The sequence below is a fragment of the Xanthomonas fragariae genome, assembly GCF_017603965.1.
Classification (GTDB): Bacteria; Pseudomonadota; Gammaproteobacteria; order Xanthomonadales; family Xanthomonadaceae; genus Xanthomonas; species Xanthomonas fragariae_A.
Genome location: NZ_CP071955.1, coordinates 2,381,429 through 2,401,422, shown reverse-complemented (window position 1 = coordinate 2,401,422; position 19,994 = coordinate 2,381,429). Strand labels below are relative to the sequence as shown.

The following is a 19,994-nucleotide window of genomic DNA, read 5'->3' as shown; positions in this document are numbered from 1 at the left end:
ATGATTACCCTGATCCTGATCGCCATCACCGGCATCGTCTCGTGGATGGCGTTCAACAACCGCAAGCTGGCCGACCGGTTGGTGCTGTGGCCGCCCGCGCTGGACAAGCAAAAACAATACGGCCGTCTGGTGACTTACGGCTTCGTCCATACCGATCTGGGCCATCTGGTTTTCAATATGATCACGCTGTTTTTCTTCGGCCGGTATATCGAAGACGTGATGACGCGGCTGACCGGCAGTGCGCTGACCTATCCGTTGTTCTATCTGGGCGCGCTGGTGGTGTCGATCCTGCCCAGCTATCTGAAGAATCAGAAGAACCCCAATTACCTGAGCCTGGGCGCATCCGGTGCGGTATCGGCGGTGTTGTTCGCTTTCATCCTGCTGCAGCCGTGGACGATCATCCTGGTGCTGTTCATTCCAGCGCCGGCGATCATCTACGCGGTGTTCTACGTCGGCTACAGTCTATGGATGGACCGCCGCGGCGGCGATCGCCTCAACCACAGCGCGCATCTGGCCGGCGCCGCGTTCGGTGTGATGTTCATGCTGATCATGGAGCCGCGCGTGTGGCAGGTGTTTCTGGAGCAGTTGTCCAGTCCACGTTTCGGCTGAGCGCGTCCAGCGAGCCTACGGCGCGGTCGCCAAGCGGGCACGGACCGCGTCGATAATATCGATGTAGAACGGGCTGCCCTCGGTAACCGAGCCAAGACCATCGCAAAACGCGGGAGTGGTCCTGATGATGGACGCGACGCCGGCTCAGGCCGCGTTGCGTTCTTGGTTGGCGCTGAGCGTGCTACCAGACACCGTGCCGTAAGTCTGCTGCAGGCGCGCGTACACCGTATCGTTGAGCTGCACGAAGTCCGGGCTGTGGGTGTCGCCGCTGATGGCAAACTGGAACAGACCCTCAAGCAACGAGCTATCGCTGTCTGCGCTGTGTCCTGCCGAATCGTTGTTCATGCGGTGACTCCTCGTAGTTAAGGCGAAGACGTCGGCAGCTTCCGCAGACCGGTCATAGCACACGTCTTCGAATCGGCTATCGGCGCACCGCAGGGGAACTTGAGTGCACGTCCGACAAGCTGCACTGCAGGTCAGACTGGGATTCACTTTCACGCATGCGCGGCATTGCGCTGGCCACACTGATCGCATACTCATTTGCCTGACGCAGACCACGATGGAAGCAGCGACAGTGCACGCAGAACACGATCCGAACCAGCAACAGTTCACCGTAGACACCGATGGACAACACGCAGAACTGGCGTACCGTCGCGAGGGCGAGCGCATGACCATCGCGCACACGCATGTGCCTGATGCAATCGGTGGGCGCGGTATCGCCGCAGTGCTGGTTGAGGCCGCTTTGAATTACGCACGCGAAGCCGATTTGAAAGTCGTTCCCGCGTGCAGTTACGCCGAGGCGTATGTCCGCCGGCATCCGCAGTTTCAGGATTTGCTGGCCTGACCAGCAACCGGGTTTTTCGCAATAGGTATTCATCAGGGGAGCAGGTGGTAATGGGGCGGTCGATTGGAGTGAATGAAGTGCGGGGGGTGCTGGTGCTGGCCTTGCTGACAGGGTGTACGCAGCGCGAACCCACAACGGCGGAATCGACCGAGCCCGCAGCCGATGCAGCTGCTACGGTAATGCTGCCTGCAGAGCCTGTTGCCGTGCAAAGCGGCCCGCTGGAAGACGTGCTTGAACATGCCCCGGCCTATATAGTGGGTATCAGCTACCCACGCGGGTTGGGTGCGTATCCTGAACTGACCGCGTTGATTCGTGGTTACGCGCAGGATGCACGTGCCGAACTGATGGCAGCCGTGTCCGGCCTTGGTAACGACAAGCCGGCCGTGCCCTATGAGTTGTCGCTGGCGTTCGAGACCGTATTGCAGACCGCCGAGCTCATTGTCGTTTCCGCCGACGGCAGCCGCTATACCGGCGGCGCGCATGGCGAGCCATTGGTGGCGCGCTTGGTGTGGCTGGTCAGGGAACGCAAGCAATTGACCGCGCAGGCCTTGATTCCGAACCCGGCAGGCCGGGAGAAGATCGGCCGCGAGGTCGCCGCGAAACTCAATGCTGCCGCAACCCAGCGCGTGGAAGCCGATCGCGTTCCGTTCGAAGATCAGGCTGAGCAGGTCGCCTCGGCCGATCGCATGATGGCCGAAGACACTGCGGCACAAGTCGATAATTTCGCCCAGTTTGCGCCGGTGCTAAACCGGGCTGGGCAGATCACCGCGCTTCGGTTCGTGTCTCTGCCGTATCAGGTCGGCCCGTATTCGGATGGCACGCAACCGGCCGATGTTGCAGCCTCGACAATATTGCCGTGGGTCGCGCCGGAATATGTACATCTCTTCGCACGCTGAGATGTCGCCTCGCAGGCGATGTGATTGAATGGCTCGGCCATTCAGTAATGTAATCAAATGGATGATATGAGCAGTTTCGAGCCTACCGCAAGTCGCGTGAACCACACCTGCCTGCGTTATCCGGCCTTCCCGCGGGAGCCGGCTGTCCTGGTGAGGCTGATCAAGCATCTCTACAAGCGACTGCACACGCAGGGTTGCATGCGGCTCAAGCCATACGGCATCAGCCCGCCGGAATACGAAATTCTGATGATGTTGTACGGCACGCCCGACCAGTCGATCACGCCGACCGAGGTGTCCGAAGCTGCCAGCGAAAAGCCGGCCAACATCACCCGGCTGACTGATCAGCTGTGCGAGAAAGGCTTGATTACACGTGGCAACAGTCCAGACGATCGTCGCAAAATCGTACTGACCTTGTTGCCGGCGGGATTGGCATTGATCGAAAGTCTGCTACCGGATGCCTGCGCGCTGTTGCACGCTGAAACTGCCGTGTTGAGCGAGGCCGAGCAGGTGCGTCTGGAAAAGCTGCTGAAGAAATTGCTCGAGGGTGTGGACGCGCTCGAGCGCTAAGAGCGGCTAACAAAACGTAGCGAGCAGTCGCCAGGCGGGCGCGGCCGGTGCCCGGAATTGGCATGTGCCACACGTACATTTCGGTTCCTCCGCGCTGTCCGCACTCACCTGACGACTGCTCGCTACGTTTTGTTAGCCGCTCTAAGTCCAGTCCCAGGCCTTGAGCTTAAAGGTCGGCTTGCGTGCGTTTTTTTGTTCCTTGTCGATCATCGCCTGCAGATCGGCAGCTTCGCGCTTGGCGTTGGCCACAGTGGTCGGGGGCAGTTTACTCAGCATCGCGTTGACCGCTTCAGTGGTCTTGGCGGTCTGGTTACTCAGCCAATAAGCGGCGTGAGTCGGGAAGCCGAGCAGCTTGGCTTTGTCCGCGCGCAGCGTCATGATGCGCGACACCAGTGCGGTGTTGTCGTACTGGCTGCCGCGCGACACCGAGGCGTCGTAGATCTTCTTGCGCAGCTCGCGATTCTTCATTTGGGTCAGCGGCGGCTGGCCGGTGGTGTTGAGCAGCGCGATCACATACTCGCCATCGAGTTTGCGCGACTTGGCAGCTTCGGCGGCGGATGCGATCTGCTCGTCGGACAAGCCATCGAGTTGCTTGACGTCATCAACAGCTTGCCGTTGAGCGAAATCGAATGGCGGTGCGCGGCGAATCCGGCCGAGTAGTCGGCCTGAAGTTTCTTGCGCGCGTCGTTGGTGTCGGCACCGACCAGATTGAAGAACACCGTGGTAGTGCGGTCGAGCGTGGCGCCACTTTTTTCCAGCGCAGTGATGGTGTTGTCGAAGGTCGGTTTGGCTTTCTGGTTGGCGATCTTCTCTATTTCCGTCATCTGCTCGGTCATGCCGGCATCGAAGGCGGATGCGAAATCGCTTTCCTTGATCTTGTCAAATTGCGGGTAGTGCAGCGGTAGCGTGCTGTCGGCAAGGAACGGATTGGCTTGCGTGTCAGCCTGCGTGGCGGCGGGTGCGGCGATGCTGTAGGACGGCATGGCAAGTCCCAGTGAAGTGGCCAGGGCAAAAGCGAGACGGGTGGTCAAGAGAGTTGCTCCAACGCGCTAGCTGTCGAGGCTAACCTGGCCGGGCAGGACGGGCGTGTGACAAAAGGCATGGTTGAACGATGACAACGCAGCCATTTGGCCGGCCCGGCCGTTGCCCGCACTGCCGATGCATGGCTATGGCGCTGGAATTGCTGCGCGCCGCTTGCACCTGCCTACTACTACCGACTGCGCGGTGTCAGCGACGTCCAGCCGTAAAACGTGCGTGGACAGCGCACGAAGGTCGCAGTAGAGCGAGATGGCCGGCTGCGCTAGTCTGCTGCTTTCCCAAGTACGCGAGACTGGCATGAGCGAGCTGTCCACGTTTGAATTCATCGATCTGGAAGGTCGCACGCGGTCGATGCGCGATGAGGTCGGCAAGGTGGTGCTGGTGGTCAATGTCGCGTCCAAATGCGGTTTCACCCCGCAATACGCTGGCTTGCAGGCGTTGTGGCAGCGCTATCGCGAGCGTGGCTTGGTGGTGATCGGGTTTCCGTGCGACCAGTTCGGTCATCAGGAGCCGGGCGATGCCGCGCAGATTCGTCAGTTCTGTTCGCTCGATTATGCGGTGGATTTTCCGCTGGCGGCCAAGATCGAGGTCAATGGCAGCGGCGCGCATCCGTTGTGGCAGTGGCTCAAGCACGAACAGTCCGGCGTGCTGGGTTCCGAAGCGATCAAGTGGAATTTCACCAAGTTCCTGATCGGCCGCGACGGCAGCGTGCTGGAGCGGTATGCGCCGACCACCAGGCCGGAGGCGCTGGCTGCGGATATCGAGAGTGCGTTGGGCGCAGTGGCAGCGCGTGGCACACCGTAAGAAGCGCACTTGTGCGCGATGAGGCCCTGGCGGGAAGACTTCATCGCGCGCCAGCGCGCTCCGACGATACTGCGGTGTCTGCTTGTCTTGCCGCGTTACATCACTTCTCGACGAACGCGCGTTCGAACACGTAATGCCCAGGGGTGCCGATACGTGGCGAGGTCTGAAAGCCGCGTGCATCCAGCAGGGTGCGCAGGTCGGTCAGCATCTGCGGGCTGCCGCAGATCATAAAGCGGTCGTTGACCGGATCCAGCGGCGGCAAACCGAGGCTCTGCTGCATGCGGCCATCGGCCATCAGCTCGGTCAAGCGGCCCTTATTTGCGAACGCTTCGCGCGTCACTGCCGGGTAATACAGTAACTTGTCGCGCAGGATGTCGCCGAGAAATTCGTGCTGCGGCAGCTCGCGCTCGAAGTAGTCGCGATAAGCCAGATCCTGCACGAAGCGCACGCCCTGGGTAAGGATCACCTTGTCGAAACGCTCGTAGGTTTCCGGGTCCTTGATCACCGACAACCACGGCGCCAGGCCGGTGCCGGTGCCCAGGAGATACACGTTGCGGCCCGGATGCAGATCGCTGATCAGCAGCGTGCCGGTGGGCTTTTTGCCGACCAGGACCTTGTCGCCGGGTTTGATGTGCTGCAGCCGCGAAGTGAGCGGGCCGCCGGGCACCTTGATGCTGAAGAATTCCAGGTGTTCTTCCCAGTTGGCGCTGGCAATCGAATACGCGCGCAGCAACGGGCGCGTCTCGGTTTGCAGGCCGATCATCACGAACTGACCGTTCTCGAAACGGAAACCGGCATCGCGGGTGGTGGTGAAGCTGAAGTAGGCATCGGTCCAGTGACGGACCTCAAGCACCGTTTCGGCGCCGAAAGCGGAAGACATACCGTGTAGTGTCGTGGCAAGAGTACGCGGGCAATTCTACCTCAAGCCGACCAAATGAGAGGGGCTCTCATTTGGTCGATGAATTGGCAGTCAAGAATCGAGAATTATGTGCAGCTGCTTTGTGATCGAGCAACCCCGATACTCGTCAGCCTACCGGAAACCGCCTCTACCGATTCCCGATTTCGGGCCTCACCGATACCCAGCCGCCTGCAGCTCGAACAACTCGGCATAATGCCCGCCCTGCGCCATCAGTTCGAAATGCGTGCCGTTGGCTTCGATACGTCCGGCGGCAAGCACCAGAATGCGGTCGGCCATGCGTACGCTGGAGAAGCGGTGCGAGATCAGCACCGCGGTGCGGTCGTCCGACAATTCCTTGAAGCGCTGGAACACCTCGAACTCGCTGCGCGCATCCAGCGCGGCGGTGGGTTCGTCCAGGATCATCAGCTGCGCATCGCGCATGTAGGCACGCGCAATGGCGATCTTCTGCCATTGCCCGCTGGACAGATCCACACTGTTCTTGAAGCGACGGCCGACCAGTTGGTCGTAGCCATCGGGCAAGCTGTCGATCAGCGCGCCCGCCATCGCGCGTTGCGCAGCGGCGCGGACGCGTAACGCGTCGTTCATCGCATCGACCTGGCCGACGCCGATGTTCTCCCCCACGCTGAGGTGGTAGCGCACGAAGTCCTGAAAAATCACGCCGAGATTGGCGCGCAAATCGTCAAGATCGTAATCGCGCAAATCGTGGCCATCGAGCAGTATGCGGCCTTCATCTGGGTCGTACAGTCGCGCCAGCAGCTTGACCAGGGTGGTCTTGCCGGCACCGTTTTCGCCGACTAATGCCACCACTTCGCCGGCACGCAATTCAAAATCCAGATGCCGCACCGCCCACTGTTCGGCGTCCGGATAGCGGAAGCCCACGTCTTCGAATACGAAGCCCTGGCGAATCGGCCGCGGTACCGGCAGCGCGTTCGGACGCGAGCGTATCTCCGGGGCGATGTTGAAGAACGAATACAGATCGTCCAGATACAAGGCCTGGCCGGCGACTTGCGAAAACCCGATCAGCAGACCCTCCAGCAACTGCCGCAAGCGCAGGAAACTGCCGGCCAGAAAAGTCAGATCGCCGATGCTGAAATCGCCGCGCACGGTACGCCAGGCGATGTAGCCATAAGCCATGTAGTAACCCAACGTGCCTAGCGCTGCCAGCAGCGCGCCCCACAGCGCACGCTTGCGTGCCAGTGCGCGATTGGCCAGGAAAAATTTGTCGGCCAACCTACGATACCGCGCGATCAGAAAGCGGTGCAGGTTGAGAATTTTGACTTCTTTTGCGGTCTCGACGCTGGCGCCGACCTGGCGCAGATAGTCGAGCTGGCGCCGCTCCGGCGTCCATTGAAAGTTGAGCGAATAGCCCAGCGCATTGAAGTGCGCTTCACCGATAAAGGCAGGAATCAAGGCGATCGCCAGCAGTGCGATCAACCACGGCGCATAGACAACCAAGCCCACCGCCAGACCGACCACGGTGATGGCGTCCTGCACTTGCCCGAACAACTGGCTCATCAGATTCATGCGATTCATGGTCTGGCGGCGCGCGCGATCCAGCTTGTCCTGCCGGTCGGGGTCTTCGAAGTCCTCCAGATCCAGCTGCGCAGCGTGTTCCATCAGCCGCACGCTGGCGACATTGTTGAACAACTCCGACAGCAGCGCATCGGCATAGCCGATCAACCGGCCGAGCAGGTCCGAACCGATCGCAAGGACCAGTTCCATCGCCAGCAATTCCAGCAGCAGGTTCAAGCGGCCGCTGCTCAGTGCCTGGGTCAGCGAGTCGAACGCCTGCGGTTGGCCGACCAGGTGGATCGCCTCGTCGATGATCAATTTGCCGATATACAGCGAGGCCAACGGCATCAACGCGCGCAGCACGCGCAGGCCGATGCTGCTCAGGCTCAGCCAACGGCTGGTCTGCCAGATCTGGCGCAGGAACGGGGGCAGATTGCGCAGCGCATCCAGGCGCTCGCGCAGGGTAGGGCCGGTACGGGCGGCGACGGGCGCAGTGGCGCCGGAACGGGAAGCTGACATCGCGATAGTGTGCCGTGCGCGGCGTGGGCGCGGAGTGTTGAGGCTTGGCCACAATCTACGGTTGCCAAAGGCATACGGCTTAGAGCGGCTAACAAAACGACTGCGCTCACCGCCAGGCGGGCGCGGCCGGTGCTCGGAATCGGCATGTACCACCCCTACACTGCGGTTGCTGCGCGCCGTCCTCACCCACCTGACGACTGCTCGCTACGGTTTGTTAGCCGCTCTTAGTGGCGAAGGTCCGCCGGGCGAAGCGCAACGCGCGCGTCGGTCAATCGCTTCCATCGACGCGGCGCCGGGACGCGCCCGGAGTTTGGCTTAAAATGCCCGATTGCCCCGCCAGCCGTAGAGCCAGCCGTGACCTCGATCAAGCAGGAAGACCTCATCCAGTCCGTCGCCGACGCGCTGCAGTACATCAGCTACTACCACCCGGTCGATTACATCAAGAACCTGTCGGCGGCCTACGAGCGCGAACAATCGCCGGCCGCCAAGGACGCCATTGCGCAGATCCTGATCAATTCGCGCATGTGCGCCGAAGGCCATCGCCCGATCTGCCAGGACACCGGCATCGTCACCGTATTCCTGGAAATCGGTATGCAAGTGCGTTGGGACGACGCCACAATGAGCGTGGACGACATGGTCAACGAGGGCGTGCGCCGCGCCTACAACCACCTGGATAACAAGTTGCGCGCCAGCGTGCTGGCCGACCCCGCCGGCAAGCGCCAAAACACCAAGGACAACACCCCGGCGGTGGTTAACGTCAAGATCGTGCCCGGGCACCATGTCGAGGTGATCGTCGCGGCCAAGGGCGGCGGTTCTGAGGCCAAGAGCAAGTTCGCCATGCTCAATCCGTCCGACTCCATCGTCGATTGGGTGCTCAAGACGGTGCCGACCATGGGCGCTGGCTGGTGCCCGCCGGGCATGCTCGGCATCGGCATCGGCGGCACCGCCGAGAAGGCGATGCTGCTGGCCAAGGAAGCGTTGATGGAGCCAATCGACATTGTCGATCTGCAGGCGCGCGGCGCCTCCAATCGCGCCGAAGAACTGCGTCTTGAGTTGTACGAAAAGGTCAACGCGCTCGGCATCGGTGCGCAGGGTCTGGGCGGCCTGACCACGGTGCTGGACATCAAGGTCAAGGATTACCCGACCCATGCCGCCAATCTGCCGGTGGCGCTGATTCCCAACTGTGCCGCCACCCGCCACGCCCATTTCACCCTGGATGGCAGCGGCCCGGTGATGTTGGATCCGCCCTCCCTGGAAGACTGGCCCAAGCTCACCTACAACCCCACCAACGCGCGCCGGGTCGATCTGGACACCATCACCCGGGAAGAAGTCGTCAGTTTCAAGCCGGGCGAAGTGGTTCTACTCAACGGCAGGCTGCTGACCGGTCGCGATGCTGCGCACAAGCGCATGATCGACATGCTCAATCGTGGCGAAAAACTGCCGGTCGATTTCACCAACCGCTTCATTTACTACGTCGGCCCAGTAGACCCGGTGCGCGACGAAGTGGTGGGCCCGGCGGGCCCGACCACCGCCACCCGCATGGACAAGTTTACCCGCCAGATGCTCGAGCAAACCGGTCTGCTAGGCATGGTCGGCAAGTCCGAGCGCGGCGATGCGGCGATCGAGGCCATCCGCGACAACAAGGCCGTCTACCTGGTGGCGGTCGGCGGTTCGGCGTATTTGGTGTCGAAGGCGATCAAGGCCGCGCGCGTGTTGGCATTCGAAGATCTCGGCATGGAAGCGATCTACGAATTCGAGGTGAAGGACATGCCGGTCACCGTGGCGGTGGATTCCACTGGCGAATCGGTTCACAAGACTGGCCCGCGGCAATGGCAGTCGCGCATTGGCAAGATTCCAGTCGTCGTCGAGGCCTGATTCAACGCGCTGTCGCATCCAGAAAGCCGGAGCATGCTCCGGCTTCCTTGTTGTCGATGTGGCACGCTCGCATGCAGGTCATCTGCAACAGCACGAAGCGACTGCCCAGGAAACCTACCGCCGCGAGGGTTTGACGGACTGGACCTGAAGCCCTTGGCACGGCGGAGAAATCCCGTGTTTATAGTATATTTTCGAGTATTTATTATTTATAAACGTATTTAAATCGCGGAGCCAAAAGAGAGCGCGGGCTCGTCCATGTCGCATCCTGCATCCCGTCGAAAATTGCTGCAATGCGCCTGTTGCGTGCCGGTCGCCGCCGCCGCGTCTCTGCCTTTCGCCTTGCGCGCGGCTCGGTCGAAGAAAACCGATCTGAGCGCCTAGCAGGCGTTGCAGGTGCTGCGTGACGGTAACGCCGCATTCGTCGAAAACCGTCCTAAAAAGGTGATTTCCGACAGCAAGCGCCGGCTGGAACTTGCCCTGGGCCAGACCCCGTTCGTGATCCTGGTGTCGTGCTCGGATTTGCGCCTACCGCCGGAGCTGCTGTTCGGTCGCGGACTGGGCGAGATGTTCATCGTGCGCAATGCCGGTAATTCGTGGTCGGTTTGAACTTCGCGCTTTCAGCGCCGTTGGCAGTGCCGGACGCTCTGCCAATCAGGTGATCATTGTTGCGTTGACTGTGTGCCACTGAGTACGAAAGAATTTCGTAGTCGGGTGGTCGTATTTTTTCGCTTGGAGTGCCAGAAATAGAAAAATCCGGCATGCGAATATGCCGGATTTTTCTATTTTTATTAACTCTACCGAGCGGTGTGGCAAACCAGCATTTGGAATGTGCTGGAAAAACATCGTGAGCGCCAGTCTGGCGACAGCCAGTCAGTCCTGCACGTGGCCGCGCAAAAAATTGGTGATCAGGAAGCCGTAATCCCAACTGCAGCAAGCTGTGCGAGCGATCGCCGCCACGTAGCGAGTGGCATGCGATCAGCGCGAAATCGTGGTTGTAGACCAAGCTGGCATCGCCGCAGCCCATGTAAGAGCGGCTAACAAAACGACTGCTCTTACCGCCAGGCGGGCGCGGCCGGTGCTCGGAATCGGCATTTACTACGTGTACACTGCGGTTCCTGCGCGCCGTCCGCACCCACCTGACGACTGCTCGCTACGTTTTGTTAGCCGCTCTAATTCTCGATATCAGGATTGTTCTCGATATCAGGATTGTTGTCGTCGGCGCGGTCCTCCTTGATGCCGAACCACAGGCGCAGCGTCAGGGCCCGGTTCTCGCGATCCAGCCCGATACGATATTGAGGATCACTCGGTTCCATGAACGCGACAATGGATCTTCGCGGTCGTTGGATAGGTGATTGAGGCTGAGGCCGCTCATGCAGCCTCTACCGTGCACGGATAAGTGCAGTGATGAAGCGACGGCTATGAGTGCCGTCATCCGCATTTGCCAAAAATCCCTAGAAAAACCAGCTAATCGCAAAAACGCCGAGCATGCACAGGCCCAGCGCCAGTTTGGTCGCCGTGCCGAGCATGATGCCCAACCAGGTGCCGACGCCGACCTTGGTGGCTTGCCCGGTCCTGCGGGTCTGGTAGTACTCGCCAATCCAGGCACCAGCGAACGGGCCGACAAATAGCCCGATCGGCATGAAGAAGATGCCGACAATGGCGCCGATCACCGAGCCCCACAACGCCAGCTTGCTGGCACCTACGCGCTGCGCCCCGTAGAGCGTAGCGAAAAAGTCAATGACGAACGACAGCGCGGTGATCAGCGCAAGAATCACCAGCGTGATCCAGCTGACGTGGGTAAAGCCGGTTGCCCATGCGGCGACCAGCAAGCCTGCGAACACCAGCGGCAGACCCGGCAGCGCCGGCAGGATGACGCCGGCAAAACCAATAAGCACCAGCGCTCCGGCCAGAATGTAATAGACAACGGTCGTGTCCATGATGGTTTAGAAAATGCTCTGTTCAAGGTGTGACAGAAATGTGCAAGAGGTGCTTGAAAGTTCGTTTTGTGCGGGTTAAGTTGAAGATGCTGCTGTTTGCAAAGGTCATCGCGAATCGTGGCCTGATGATGCGGCAGATCGTCTGATCCGCTACATCCTTGTACCTCGCTTCCTCCTTTCAATCACAGCCACCACCGCCAGTCCATCACAGTGTCGTAGGGAGTCAGTCAGGATGTCCAACACTGAACGCGAAAATGGTGTCGTGAAGTGGTTCAACGATGCCAAAGGCTTTGGATTCATCAGTTGCGAAAATGGCCGGGACGTATTCGTCCATTTCCGCGCGATCCAGATCCAGGGCTTCAAGAGCCTCAAGGAAGGTCAGAAGGTCAGCTTCACCCTGGTGCAAGGTCAGAAGGGCCCGCAGGCCGATGCGGTGCAGTTGGTCTGAGTCGCCGCACGGCGCACATCGCAGCAGGCAGACAGCAAAAAGGCCCGCCACCGGGCCTTTTTGTTATTCATTCCGCGATCTCAACCAAGAGCGACGAACCGAACCTGGCAGTTGTTCTGCCAGCCGCTTTGCGTTCGCAGATCAGCGTAGCACCACCTTGCCATTGACCACGCGCACATAGGCGTTTTCGCGCACGCCGGCCAGGTCGCGCTGGTTCACCACGATGACGCGGCCATCGTCCATACGCACCTGTACATCGAAGCTGTCGCTGGTGACGTTGTTCTGGATCGCGTTACCGGCCAGCGCGCCTGCGGCGGCACCGGCCACGGCCGACACGTTCTTGTTGCCCTTGCTGCCGCCGGTTTCCTTGGAGATCTGGCGACCGGCCACTGCGCCGACGATGCCGCCGAGCACTGCGCCGGTGCCGGTGGGCGCGGTGCGGGTCGGGCCAACCTCGTCGATCCGGGTCACGATGCCGCAATCCGCACAGTGCGCCTGCTGCTGCGAGTAGCCTTGGTCATAACCGCGGTCGCCGCGATAACTGCCGTACTGGGGCTGAGAGGTGGCGCAGCCAACCAGGGTCGCGGTTGCAGCCAGGCCAATGACGAGCAGTCGGGTCTTCATGAGGTCTCTCCGGGGGGGGCAAAAGCGGTCAGGGCCGCGGCGACGTTATCCTGTGATGGTTCAGGTGAACGGTCTACCAACTGGACCACTCCAGGCTTAACGAAACCCGAGCGCCGTCGCCATCAGGCCTCATCGAAAGTCGCGGTGACAGGCCTCGCAGGCTTCGGACACCTGTGTTCTGACTGCGGCGATCGCCTTGCAGTCCGCTAGCGGCCTGCGCTGTGTCCCATCCAGTACCGCACGCAATGCCTGCGCGTGTTCGCCGAAGCGACGGTCTTCGCCGATCGCGGGAAAGGCCGGTTCCACTTCATCGGCAAGCAGACGCAGCGACTGCAGCCGCGCCTGCTGCTGGGAGGCCGTGCAGACTGCACCTGCACCAGGCTGCAGCGCACGCAGTTGGTGAGCCATTACCTGCATCAGGCTATCCGGCACCGGGTTACGCCTGGCTTGCAGCACCCGCGCCACCATCACGGTGGTGACCAGGCCGATCAAAACACCCAGCACCAGCATGAAGGCGTAGCGGGCCGCACGTGATTGGTCCGGAGGCGTGGACGACATGGGTGGTTCCTGGGATGCAGGGTTGTCGCGCCAAGTGTTGGTGGCGCGCGTAAAATAAGCCGATGAAAGCACAATGGCGTGAACGCTTTGCCGGTATCGACCGGCTGTATGGAGTCGGCACGGTGGAGCGGTTGTCCGCCTGTCGCGTGGCGGTGGTCGGGATGGGCGGCGTGGGCTCGTGGGTGGTCGAGGCATTGGCGCGCACCGGCGTCGGGCACATCCGCCTGATCGATGCGGACGATTTGTGTGTGTCTAATACCAATCGGCAACTACCGGCCTTGGCGGGCCAGTATGGGCGCAACAAGGCGCGCGCGATGGCTGAGCGCTGTGTGGCGATCAATCCGGACATCGAGGCCGATGCGGTGGAATCTTTTCTCACTGCCGGCAATATCGAAAGTCTGCTCGGCGACGGCTTCGATCTGGTGATCGATGCCTGCGACAGCTTCCGGGTCAAGGTCGAAATCATCGCTTGGTGCCGGCGGCGCAAGCTGCCGCTACTGACCGTGGGCGCTGCTGGTGGACGCACCGATCCCACGTTGGTGCGCGTGCGCGATGTCTCGCGGACCGAACACGATGCAATGCTGGCGCTGATTCGCAAAAAGCTGCGCAGCGATTTCAATTTTCCGAAGAATCCGCAGCGCTATTTCGGTGTGCCGGCGGTGTACTCGCTGGAAAACGTCAAATACCCGCAGTCCGATGGCAGCGTGTGCGGGATTCGCCCTCAGCTCGATGCCGATGCCACGCTCAAGCTGGATTGCGGGGCAGGGCTGGGCTCAGCCACGCATATTACCGGCACATTTGCATTTGTCGCGGTGGGCAAGGCGTTGGAGATGCTGCTCAAACCAAAAGCCGCTGCAGCGATGCCAGCTGCCGAGGTTGCGGCGGCGCCGTGATATCAGGCGCGCGTTGCCACGTCGTGCAGCAGCGCGTGTCCGATCAGTTCGGCAATCCAAACATTCTCCGCGCATTGGCCGTTGTCTGCGCCGCGATACGGTCGGCGTTTTCGCCGCGTAGCTGCGCGATACATTCCAGCACCGTGCGTAAATACGCCGGCTCGTTACGTTGGCCGCGGATGCTGGCGTCCGGCTGGTCCGGCGCGTCGGTTTCCAGCAATAGATGCTGCAGCGGCATGTTCGCTGCCAGCCCGCGCAGGCGACTGGCGCGCGGGTAGGTGACCGGGCCGCCCAGGCCGATCATGAAATCCAGCTTCCATAATTGCTGTGCCTGCTCGGGGCTGCCGGCAAAGCTGTGCACCACACCGCGCAGGCCGCCGACCGCCTTGATGCGTGCAATGACCTCTTCGGTGGCGCGGCGCGCATGCACGATCAGCGGCAGGTCGAAGCGTTTGGCCAGTTGCAATTGGCCATCGAAATAGTCGCGTTGCGTCTGCGCATACAGCCCGTCCAGGGAGAAATCCAGCCCGCACTCGCCGATCGCGCAGGGGCGCTCGCGTTCGATCCACTCGGCCAGCAGGTCCAGGTGCTCTGGGCGGTGCCGATCGAGAAAGATCGGATGCAGCCCGTAGGCCGGGTACAGCCCCGGCGCCTGCTTGCAGACAGCGCGCAGGCCAGGCCAGCTGGCGGCGGTGATCGCCGGCACCACCTGCTGCATGACGTTGGCGGCCTGCGCGCGTGCGATGACGGTTGCGCGGTCGTGGTCGAACGCGCCGGCATCCAGATGGCAGTGGCTATCGATCAACTGCATCAGTCGCGGCGGACCGGCGCGGATAGCGGCGCCTTGCGCGTCTTCCAGTTGGCCAGCAGCAGCGTGCTCAGGCCGAACAACAGTTCATCCAGGAAAGGGAGCGGGTCCGGGATCACCAGGTCGACCAGAAACAGCGCGGCGGCCAGCTTGAACAAGGTGGGGTAGCGCAGCCTGCTGGCCCAATCCAGCGCGCGTGAGGTGACGGGATTTCGCATGCAAATGCTCCCGCTGTTAGGGATCCATGAAATAACCGCTAGCTGAACTTAACCTCCGCGTTCATGAGCGAGGGCGTTTTCATTCAGGGTCCCCGTGCTGGAATCACGACCGTCAATAACAGCGGTGCGTCCGCCCGGAGCTGGTTATGAAGAGCAATACGACAATTATACTGGTCGCCGCAGGTGCCTTGCTGGCCGGAGGCGTGGCCACTGCCGCTTTCATGAATAATCGTCCTTTGTCCGGCGATTTTGTGGCTAATGGGCAGCCGGCGCCGCGCGGTCTGGAATACGCTGATGTGATCAAGGTCGCGCCGATTAATGAGCGTAAGCCGCAGTACGCGCAGGTTGTCAACAGCGCTGCCATCCGCGAAACCACCACCAGCTCCTCGCCGCGCCAAGTCTGCCGCGACGTGGTGGTGCAGGAGCGTCTGCCCGAGCGCGACGGCAACGTCGGCGGCACGGTGGTTGGCGCCGTGATCGGCGGTCTGCTGGGTAACCAGGTCGGTGGTGGCAATGGCCGCAAGCTGGCTACGGTGGCTGGTGCGGTTGGTGGCGGTATGGTTGGCAACCGCGTGGACCGCGAGCATGTCGGCGGCCGCGTTGTCGATCGTACCGAGCGCCAGTGCCATACCGAAAACGCTAATTCGCAGTCCTCGCGTGTAGTGGGTTATGACGTCACCTACCGCAATGCCGATGGCACCACCGGCACCATGCGCATGGACAACAAGCCGGGCGAGCGCATTTCGTTGGGCGATGCCGACAACGTGGTGGCCTATGAGGTGACCTACCGTTACGATGGTTTCGAAAAGACCGTGCGCATGAACGACAAGCCGGCCAGCGATCGTTTGCCGGTGGTCGATGGTCAGCTGGTGACCCAGACCGCATCGACGGCAAGTGAATTCAACGTCCGTCAGGATGGCTTGAGCACCCGTCAGTAATCTGCGCAGTAATAGCGCGCGAGCAACGAGAGAGCCGGCACTGCCGGCTCTTTTCGTTTGGATCATCGCGTGCAGGCGAGGGCACGCGATGTTGGGCCGGCAACCGACAGATAATCGCCGCTTCCTCCTGTAGTGGAAGCAAACATGCCGGTGCGTCCTGATGATTTTTTCGATGTACGCGCGCTGCCGACCGACCAGCAGCAGGCGGTGCAGGACGCAGTGGCACGCTTTACCGACCCGCGGGTGTCGCCGGCGCTCGGCGATGCTTTCGATGCCGGGCGCTTCCCCCGCGAATGAGTGCCGAAACTGGGGCTGTTGGGTGCCAGCCTGCCGATGTGGGATTGGGTGCGGTGGCATACGGGCTGACGTGCGCAGTTCGCCGGTGCTGGCCGGACAGGACGCCTTAGTCGCGGTGCTGTCGCCGGTGCCGACGCTGCCGCAGGTCGAGTTGAACGAAGCGTTGACGATTTCGCTGCGCAAACCGCAGTGTGTGGCGAGCTTTACTTGGGACGCGATCCATCGCCAGGCACGCTGCGACCGCGGGCCTGGCAGCGTCGAAGACGATGGCGCGCAGATAGTGGGCGAGCACTATCTGGAGTACATGCAGCAGTACTACACCGCGCTGACGCAGGTGAGTGCGCCGACGATCGATGATGCCGATGCGCTGAATGTGCGAACGCATGAGGCGTATCGGTTGGAGTGGCCGGCCGACGAGGGCGACGAGCTCCGGCTTCCCATTGTTCCAGCTTAGAGCAGCTAACAAAACGTAGCGAGCAGTCGTCAGGCGGGTGCGGACGGCGCGGAGGAACCGGAGTGTGCGCGTGGTACATACCGATTCCGAGCACCGGCCGCGCCCGCTTGGCGGTGAGCGCAGTCGTTTTGTTAGCCGCTCTTAGCGAGTGGATGGACGTCTTGCCGAAGGACGTAGCGATTCACTGCCCGTATCCTCGCCGATGGGGTAACGCGTGCTGCGGTCGACATGCAGCGGCTGCATACCGGCGCAAGCGATCCGGCTGGGTTGGCACGGCTGGCGATGTGCGCGCTGCTGCTGATGCTGGGTGGGCGGTGGTGGTCGGTCTGTGCGGTCCAGACAGTGGGCGGCGCACGGGCTCTCGGCGCATACGTGCGTTCGGTGCCTGGGCGTTGACGGTGTCGGCACTGGCTGTGCTGATCGCGAAGTTGGGCATGCCGGTGGCGGTGGTGGCGATGTCCCGAGGCGAGGTCAGCGCGGCAGGGCCGCCGCCTGACGACCGTAGCGCGCGCAACTGCGGTATCGGCTGCCGATGCATCTTGCCGGGCTTTGCAAAGTGACGCAGGGCTGTGACACTGCCAGCCCCTCGTCGCTGCCGCGGAGCCAGCTTGATGTCGATCATGCGTCCCCCGTTGACCGTCCATGGCATGTCCAGCTCGGGCAACTGCTACAAGGTGCGCCTGATGCTGGAGCAGCTGGGCAGCCGCTATCACTGGGTCGAGGTAGATAGCGTTGCAGGGCAGACCCGCACGTGCGAGTACCTGGCCAAGAATCCAAACGGCAAGGTGCCGATGGTGGAGCGCGACGATGGCCGCGTGCTGACCGAATCCAACGCAATCCTGTTCTGGCTGGCGGAAGGCACGCCATATCTGCCCGCCGATGCATGGCAGCGCGCGCAAACGCTGAGCTGGATGTTCTTCGAGCAGTACAGCCATGAGCCGTATGTGGCGGTGGCGCGTTTCATCAGCCTGTGGACGCTGCGCGATGCCGCGCGCCGCGCCGAGTTGCCGCAGTTGCGTGCGCGCGGCGAGCAGGCACTGGCGGTGATGGAGCAGCATCTGCGGCAGCATGCCTGGTTCACCGGCAGCGACTACGGCATCGCCGACATCGCGCTGTTTGCGTACACCCATTGCGCCGAAGACGGCGGCTTCGATCTGGAGCGCTGGCCAGCGATCGGCGCATGGTTGCAACGCGTGCAGGCGCTGCAGCGCTACGTCGCGATGCCGGCACCCACTGCAGTGACGGCATGAGCAGCGTGCAGGAGCACTGACGATGTGTGGTTTGGCAGGAATGCTGCTGGCTTCGCCGCGCTTGCATGGCGAACAGCTCGACGCGCTGGTGCGGCCGATGGGCGCGGCCTTGCGCCATCGCGGCCCCGACGATGCGGGCAGCTGGTGCGATGCGCAGGCCGGCGTGGCGCTGGCGCATCAACGGCTGAGCATTCTGGATCTGTCGCCGCTCGGCCATCAGCCGATGCGCTCGGCCGACGGTCGCTACGTGCTGGCCTACAACGGCGAGGTTTACAACTTCGCACAGCTGCGTGCGGCCTTGTCCGCACTCGGGCATCGCTTCCGTGGTCACTCCGATACCGAAGTGCTGCTGGCCGCAGTGGTGGAGTGGGGCTTGGACAATACGTTGACCCGCTGCAACGGCATGTTTGCGCTGGCGCTGTGGGATGAGCGTGATAACTGCCTAGCGTTGGCGCGCGACCGCGTTGGCAAGAAGCCGCTGTATTACGGGTGGGCCGGCGACACGCTGGTGTTCGGTTCCGAGCTCAAGGCGTTGTGGCAACACCCGGATTTCGATAACGGCGTCGATCGCGATGCGCTGACCTTGCTGCTGCGGCTGGGCTACATCCCGGCCCCGGCTTGCATCCACGAACGCACCTTCAAGTTGATGCCTGGGCGCGTGCTGCGGCTGGATGCGCAAACGGTGGTGGCTGGGGCGGCAGCGCATCGGCCGGATCAGGCGCAGCAGCCGTTCTGGAACGCACGCGAAGCGATGCAGCGTGCGTTGTCAGCGCCGTTCACCGGCAGCGATGTGCAGGCTGAAGAGCAACTCGATAGCGTGCTACGCGATGCGGTGGCGCTGCGCATGGTGGCCGACGTGCCGGTGGGCGTGTTTCTGTCAGGCGGCACCGATTCTTCGATCGTCACCGCAATGATGCAAGCACAAAGCGCGCAGCCGGTGCACACCTTCAGTATCGGATTTGAAGGCTCGCATCACGACGAAGCGCCGCTGGCGCGCGAAGTGGCCACGCATCTGCACACCGATCACACCGAGCTCTACGTCAGCGGTGCCGACGCATTGGCGGTGGTGCCGAGCTTGCCGGACATGTTTGACGAACCCTTCGCCGATGCCTCGCAAGTGCCGACCGCGTTGGTCGCACGCTTGGCACGCCGCAGAGTAACGGTGGCGCTGTCCGGCGATGGCGGCGACGAGTTGTTCTTCGGCTATGGCCGCTACCAGCGTGCGCTGCGCAACTGGCGCATGCGTGGGCTGGTGCCGGGGCCGCTGCGACGGCTGATGGCGTTGGCAACGCGCAGCAGTGGCGAATCTTCGCGGACCGGCGGCCTGGCCGCATTGGTGGCCGAGGCCGGCGCACGCGGCATTGGCGACATCTATCGCAATCGCATTTCGCGCTGGCGTGACCCTGCCGCAGTGGTACTGGGCGCGACCGAACCCGACAGTTTCTATAGCCTTGCCGACCCCCTGCACGGCTCCGGCACACCGGCCGATGCGATGATGCTGGCCGATTTCGCCGCCTATCTGCCCGACGATCTGCTGTGCAAGGTGGATCGCACCACCATGGCGGTGGGGCTGGAAGCGCGCGCACCGTTGCTGGACTGGCGCGTGGCCGAATTCGCCTGGTCGCTGCCGTTGTCGCTGAAGTATCGCGACGGGGTCAGCAAGTACCTGCTCAAACGCGTGCTGTGCCGCTATCTGCCGAACCCCATGGTTTACCGCGGCAAGCGCGGCTTTGGCGCGCCTGTCAGTGCGTGGCTGCGCGGCGATTTGAACGGCTGGGCGGACGATCTGTTGGCGCACGGCACGTTGGAGCGCGACGGTGTGTTCGCTGCCGATACCGTGGCCCGGCTATGGCGCGACTTCAACGGCGGCGAGCGCAAATGGCATACGCATCTGTGGACGGTGCTGATGTTCCAGGCCTGGCAGGTGCACTGGCGCGCGCAACGCGCCGCGATCAGCCGCTGAGGCGCCACGCAACGCTTCACTGG

19 protein-coding genes, 5 other RNA genes and 6 pseudogenes are annotated in these 19,994 nt (G+C 62.2%); 17 read left to right on the top strand and 13 right to left on the bottom strand.

The window, feature by feature from the left end:
- Positions 1–609: a rhomboid family intramembrane serine protease gene (locus J5I97_RS11365; RefSeq protein WP_208586607.1), complete on the top strand. Its 609-nt coding sequence runs from the start codon at positions 1–3 to the stop codon at positions 607–609.
- Positions 610–753: 144 nt separating this feature from the next.
- Here the strand turns inward: J5I97_RS11365 and J5I97_RS11360 are convergent, their stop codons facing one another.
- Positions 754–954 (bottom strand): hypothetical protein, encoded by a 201-nt coding sequence (locus tag J5I97_RS11360; RefSeq protein ID WP_208586606.1) that lies wholly within the window; start codon positions 952–954, stop codon positions 754–756.
- 214 nt (positions 955–1,168) lie between these two features.
- Here J5I97_RS11360 and J5I97_RS11355 point away from each other — a divergent pair, with 214 nt between their 5' ends.
- From J5I97_RS11355 to J5I97_RS11345, 3 genes are all read left to right on the top strand, one after another.
- Positions 1,169–1,453, top strand: coding sequence for a GNAT family N-acetyltransferase (locus J5I97_RS11355; RefSeq protein ID WP_208586605.1), 285 nt, complete (start codon positions 1,169–1,171; stop codon positions 1,451–1,453).
- 50 nt (positions 1,454–1,503) lie between these two features.
- Positions 1,504–2,349 carry a hypothetical protein gene (locus J5I97_RS11350; protein WP_208586604.1) on the top strand — a complete coding sequence of 282 codons (846 nt, stop codon included), beginning with the start codon at positions 1,504–1,506 and terminating at the stop codon, positions 2,347–2,349.
- A gap of 66 nt (positions 2,350–2,415) precedes the next feature.
- Entirely contained in the window at positions 2,416–2,916 is a 501-nt protein-coding gene (locus tag J5I97_RS11345) for a MarR family winged helix-turn-helix transcriptional regulator (protein WP_208586603.1), read from the top strand.
- Between the two features lie 4 nt (positions 2,917–2,920).
- On the opposite strand, the gene J5I97_RS11340 is transcribed toward J5I97_RS11345, so the two are convergent.
- Positions 2,921–2,995: non-coding RNA, sX9 sRNA (locus J5I97_RS11340), on the bottom strand.
- Here J5I97_RS11340 and J5I97_RS11335 point away from each other — a divergent pair.
- Positions 2,979–3,054: non-coding RNA, sX9 sRNA (locus J5I97_RS11335), on the top strand. The genes J5I97_RS11340 and J5I97_RS11335 overlap by 17 nt on opposite strands.
- A 9-nt stretch (positions 3,055–3,063) precedes the next feature.
- Here the strand turns inward: J5I97_RS11335 and J5I97_RS11330 are convergent.
- Positions 3,064–3,947: pseudogene (locus tag J5I97_RS11330) on the bottom strand (M3 family metallopeptidase); the annotation flags it as partial.
- Between the two features lie 304 nt (positions 3,948–4,251).
- Here J5I97_RS11330 and J5I97_RS11325 point away from each other — a divergent pair.
- Entirely contained in the window at positions 4,252–4,758 is a 507-nt protein-coding gene (locus J5I97_RS11325) for a glutathione peroxidase (RefSeq protein WP_208586602.1), read from the top strand.
- A gap of 100 nt (positions 4,759–4,858) precedes the next feature.
- On the opposite strand, the gene J5I97_RS11320 is transcribed toward J5I97_RS11325, so the two are convergent.
- Together J5I97_RS11320 and J5I97_RS11315 are read right to left on the bottom strand one after the other, a co-directional pair.
- Entirely contained in the window at positions 4,859–5,638 is a 780-nt protein-coding gene (locus J5I97_RS11320) for a ferredoxin--NADP reductase (RefSeq protein WP_208586600.1), read from the bottom strand.
- Between the two features lie 189 nt (positions 5,639–5,827).
- Positions 5,828–7,708: an ABC transporter ATP-binding protein gene (locus tag J5I97_RS11315; protein ID WP_208586598.1), complete on the bottom strand. Its 1,881-nt coding sequence runs from the start codon at positions 7,706–7,708 to the stop codon at positions 5,828–5,830.
- A 144-nt stretch (positions 7,709–7,852) separates the two neighbouring features.
- Here J5I97_RS11315 and J5I97_RS11310 point away from each other — a divergent pair.
- From J5I97_RS11310 to J5I97_RS11300, 3 genes and pseudogenes are all read left to right on the top strand, one after another.
- A non-coding RNA gene (locus tag J5I97_RS11310) (sX9 sRNA) lies at positions 7,853–7,928 on the top strand.
- Positions 7,929–8,062: 134 nt separating this feature from the next.
- Complete coding sequence (locus J5I97_RS11305) at positions 8,063–9,583, top strand: fumarate hydratase (protein WP_208586596.1); 1,521 nt, start codon at positions 8,063–8,065, stop codon at positions 9,581–9,583.
- Between the two features lie 327 nt (positions 9,584–9,910).
- Positions 9,911–10,177: pseudogene (locus J5I97_RS11300) on the top strand (carbonic anhydrase); the annotation flags it as partial.
- Between the two features lie 282 nt (positions 10,178–10,459).
- On the opposite strand, the pseudogene J5I97_RS11295 reads toward J5I97_RS11300, so the two are convergent.
- Positions 10,460–10,610 (bottom strand): annotated as a pseudogene (locus J5I97_RS11295) (phospholipase A); the annotation flags it as partial.
- 63 nt (positions 10,611–10,673) lie between these two features.
- Between J5I97_RS11295 and J5I97_RS11290 the strand changes: the two are divergent.
- A non-coding RNA gene (locus J5I97_RS11290) (sX9 sRNA) lies at positions 10,674–10,749 on the top strand.
- A gap of 24 nt (positions 10,750–10,773) precedes the next feature.
- Here the strand turns inward: J5I97_RS11290 and J5I97_RS11285 are convergent.
- Both J5I97_RS11285 and J5I97_RS11280 read right to left on the bottom strand, forming a co-directional pair.
- Positions 10,774–10,964 (bottom strand): annotated as a pseudogene (locus tag J5I97_RS11285) (phospholipase A); the annotation flags it as partial.
- A gap of 70 nt (positions 10,965–11,034) precedes the next feature.
- Positions 11,035–11,520, bottom strand: a complete 486-nt coding sequence (locus J5I97_RS11280) for a DUF456 domain-containing protein (RefSeq protein WP_208586595.1) — start codon at positions 11,518–11,520, stop codon at positions 11,035–11,037.
- 232 nt (positions 11,521–11,752) lie between these two features.
- Here J5I97_RS11280 and J5I97_RS11275 point away from each other — a divergent pair, with 232 nt between their 5' ends.
- A complete protein-coding gene (locus J5I97_RS11275; protein ID WP_208586594.1) occupies positions 11,753–11,968 on the top strand; it encodes a cold-shock protein in 216 nt (71 codons plus the stop codon).
- Between the two features lie 141 nt (positions 11,969–12,109).
- Here the strand turns inward: J5I97_RS11275 and J5I97_RS11270 are convergent, their stop codons facing one another.
- On the bottom strand, positions 12,110–12,592 hold the full coding sequence (locus tag J5I97_RS11270) for a glycine zipper 2TM domain-containing protein (RefSeq protein ID WP_208586593.1): 483 nt from the start codon (positions 12,590–12,592) through the stop codon (positions 12,110–12,112).
- 129 nt (positions 12,593–12,721) lie between these two features.
- Positions 12,722–13,150, bottom strand: a complete 429-nt coding sequence (locus tag J5I97_RS11265) for a hypothetical protein (protein WP_208586592.1) — start codon at positions 13,148–13,150, stop codon at positions 12,722–12,724.
- Between the two features lie 62 nt (positions 13,151–13,212).
- Between J5I97_RS11265 and J5I97_RS11260 the strand changes: the two genes are divergently transcribed.
- A complete protein-coding gene (locus J5I97_RS11260; protein WP_208586591.1) occupies positions 13,213–14,043 on the top strand; it encodes a tRNA threonylcarbamoyladenosine dehydratase in 831 nt (276 codons plus the stop codon).
- 43 nt (positions 14,044–14,086) lie between these two features.
- Here J5I97_RS11260 and J5I97_RS11255 read toward each other — a convergent pair whose 3' ends face one another.
- Both J5I97_RS11255 and J5I97_RS11250 read right to left on the bottom strand, forming a co-directional pair.
- The gene (locus J5I97_RS11255; protein ID WP_208586590.1) at positions 14,087–14,854 is read right to left on the bottom strand and encodes a TatD family hydrolase; all 768 of its coding nucleotides are present in this window, start codon (positions 14,852–14,854) and stop codon (positions 14,087–14,089) included.
- Positions 14,854–15,069: a DUF6116 family protein gene (locus J5I97_RS11250; RefSeq protein ID WP_208586588.1), complete on the bottom strand. Its 216-nt coding sequence runs from the start codon at positions 15,067–15,069 to the stop codon at positions 14,854–14,856. The genes J5I97_RS11255 and J5I97_RS11250 overlap by 1 nt, the downstream gene beginning before the upstream one ends.
- 146 nt (positions 15,070–15,215) lie before the next feature.
- Between J5I97_RS11250 and J5I97_RS11245 the strand changes: the two genes are divergently transcribed.
- From J5I97_RS11245 to J5I97_RS11235, 3 genes and pseudogenes are all read left to right on the top strand, one after another.
- Positions 15,216–16,007 carry a glycine zipper 2TM domain-containing protein gene (locus J5I97_RS11245; protein ID WP_208586587.1) on the top strand — a complete coding sequence of 264 codons (792 nt, stop codon included), beginning with the start codon at positions 15,216–15,218 and terminating at the stop codon, positions 16,005–16,007.
- Positions 16,008–16,139: 132 nt separating this feature from the next.
- Positions 16,140–16,378, top strand: a pseudogene (locus J5I97_RS11240) (acyl-CoA dehydrogenase family protein); the annotation flags it as partial.
- A pseudogene (locus J5I97_RS11235) lies at positions 16,375–16,761 on the top strand (transglutaminase); the annotation flags it as partial. The pseudogenes J5I97_RS11240 and J5I97_RS11235, both read left to right, overlap by 4 nt.
- Here J5I97_RS11235 and J5I97_RS11230 read toward each other — a convergent pair.
- Positions 16,762–16,837: non-coding RNA, sX9 sRNA (locus J5I97_RS11230), on the bottom strand.
- 532 nt (positions 16,838–17,369) lie between these two features.
- Between J5I97_RS11230 and J5I97_RS11225 the strand changes: the two genes are divergently transcribed.
- On the top strand, positions 17,370–18,008 hold the full coding sequence (locus J5I97_RS11225) for a glutathione S-transferase family protein (protein WP_208586585.1): 639 nt from the start codon (positions 17,370–17,372) through the stop codon (positions 18,006–18,008).
- Positions 18,009–18,030: 22 nt separating this feature from the next.
- Entirely contained in the window at positions 18,031–19,971 is a 1,941-nt protein-coding gene (gene asnB / locus J5I97_RS11220) for an asparagine synthase (glutamine-hydrolyzing) (RefSeq protein WP_208586584.1), read from the top strand.
- Positions 19,972–19,994 lie beyond the last annotated feature (23 nt).

Excerpts from the sequence above, each read along its gene's own strand:
- J5I97_RS11365 (WP_208586607.1), top strand. The coding sequence starts at position 1 with ATGATTACCCTGATCCTGATCGCCATCACCGGCATCGTCTCGTGGATG.
- J5I97_RS11360 (WP_208586606.1), bottom strand. The coding sequence starts at position 954 with ATGAACAACGATTCGGCAGGACACAGCGCAGACAGCGATAGCTCGTTG.
- J5I97_RS11355 (WP_208586605.1), top strand. The coding sequence starts at position 1,169 with ATGGAAGCAGCGACAGTGCACGCAGAACACGATCCGAACCAGCAACAG.
- J5I97_RS11350 (WP_208586604.1), top strand. The coding sequence starts at position 1,504 with ATGGGGCGGTCGATTGGAGTGAATGAAGTGCGGGGGGTGCTGGTGCTG.
- J5I97_RS11345 (WP_208586603.1), top strand. The coding sequence starts at position 2,416 with ATGAGCAGTTTCGAGCCTACCGCAAGTCGCGTGAACCACACCTGCCTG.
- J5I97_RS11325 (WP_208586602.1), top strand. The coding sequence starts at position 4,252 with ATGAGCGAGCTGTCCACGTTTGAATTCATCGATCTGGAAGGTCGCACG.
- J5I97_RS11320 (WP_208586600.1), bottom strand. The coding sequence starts at position 5,638 with ATGTCTTCCGCTTTCGGCGCCGAAACGGTGCTTGAGGTCCGTCACTGG.
- J5I97_RS11315 (WP_208586598.1), bottom strand. The coding sequence starts at position 7,708 with ATGTCAGCTTCCCGTTCCGGCGCCACTGCGCCCGTCGCCGCCCGTACC.
- J5I97_RS11280 (WP_208586595.1), bottom strand. The coding sequence starts at position 11,520 with ATGGACACGACCGTTGTCTATTACATTCTGGCCGGAGCGCTGGTGCTT.
- J5I97_RS11275 (WP_208586594.1), top strand. The coding sequence starts at position 11,753 with ATGTCCAACACTGAACGCGAAAATGGTGTCGTGAAGTGGTTCAACGAT.
- J5I97_RS11270 (WP_208586593.1), bottom strand. The coding sequence starts at position 12,592 with ATGAAGACCCGACTGCTCGTCATTGGCCTGGCTGCAACCGCGACCCTG.
- J5I97_RS11265 (WP_208586592.1), bottom strand. The coding sequence starts at position 13,150 with ATGTCGTCCACGCCTCCGGACCAATCACGTGCGGCCCGCTACGCCTTC.
- J5I97_RS11260 (WP_208586591.1), top strand. The coding sequence starts at position 13,213 with ATGAAAGCACAATGGCGTGAACGCTTTGCCGGTATCGACCGGCTGTAT.
- J5I97_RS11255 (WP_208586590.1), bottom strand. The coding sequence starts at position 14,854 with ATGCAGTTGATCGATAGCCACTGCCATCTGGATGCCGGCGCGTTCGAC.
- J5I97_RS11250 (WP_208586588.1), bottom strand. The coding sequence starts at position 15,069 with ATGCGAAATCCCGTCACCTCACGCGCGCTGGATTGGGCCAGCAGGCTG.
- J5I97_RS11245 (WP_208586587.1), top strand. The coding sequence starts at position 15,216 with ATGAAGAGCAATACGACAATTATACTGGTCGCCGCAGGTGCCTTGCTG.
- J5I97_RS11225 (WP_208586585.1), top strand. The coding sequence starts at position 17,370 with ATGTCGATCATGCGTCCCCCGTTGACCGTCCATGGCATGTCCAGCTCG.
- asnB (WP_208586584.1), top strand. The coding sequence starts at position 18,031 with ATGTGTGGTTTGGCAGGAATGCTGCTGGCTTCGCCGCGCTTGCATGGC.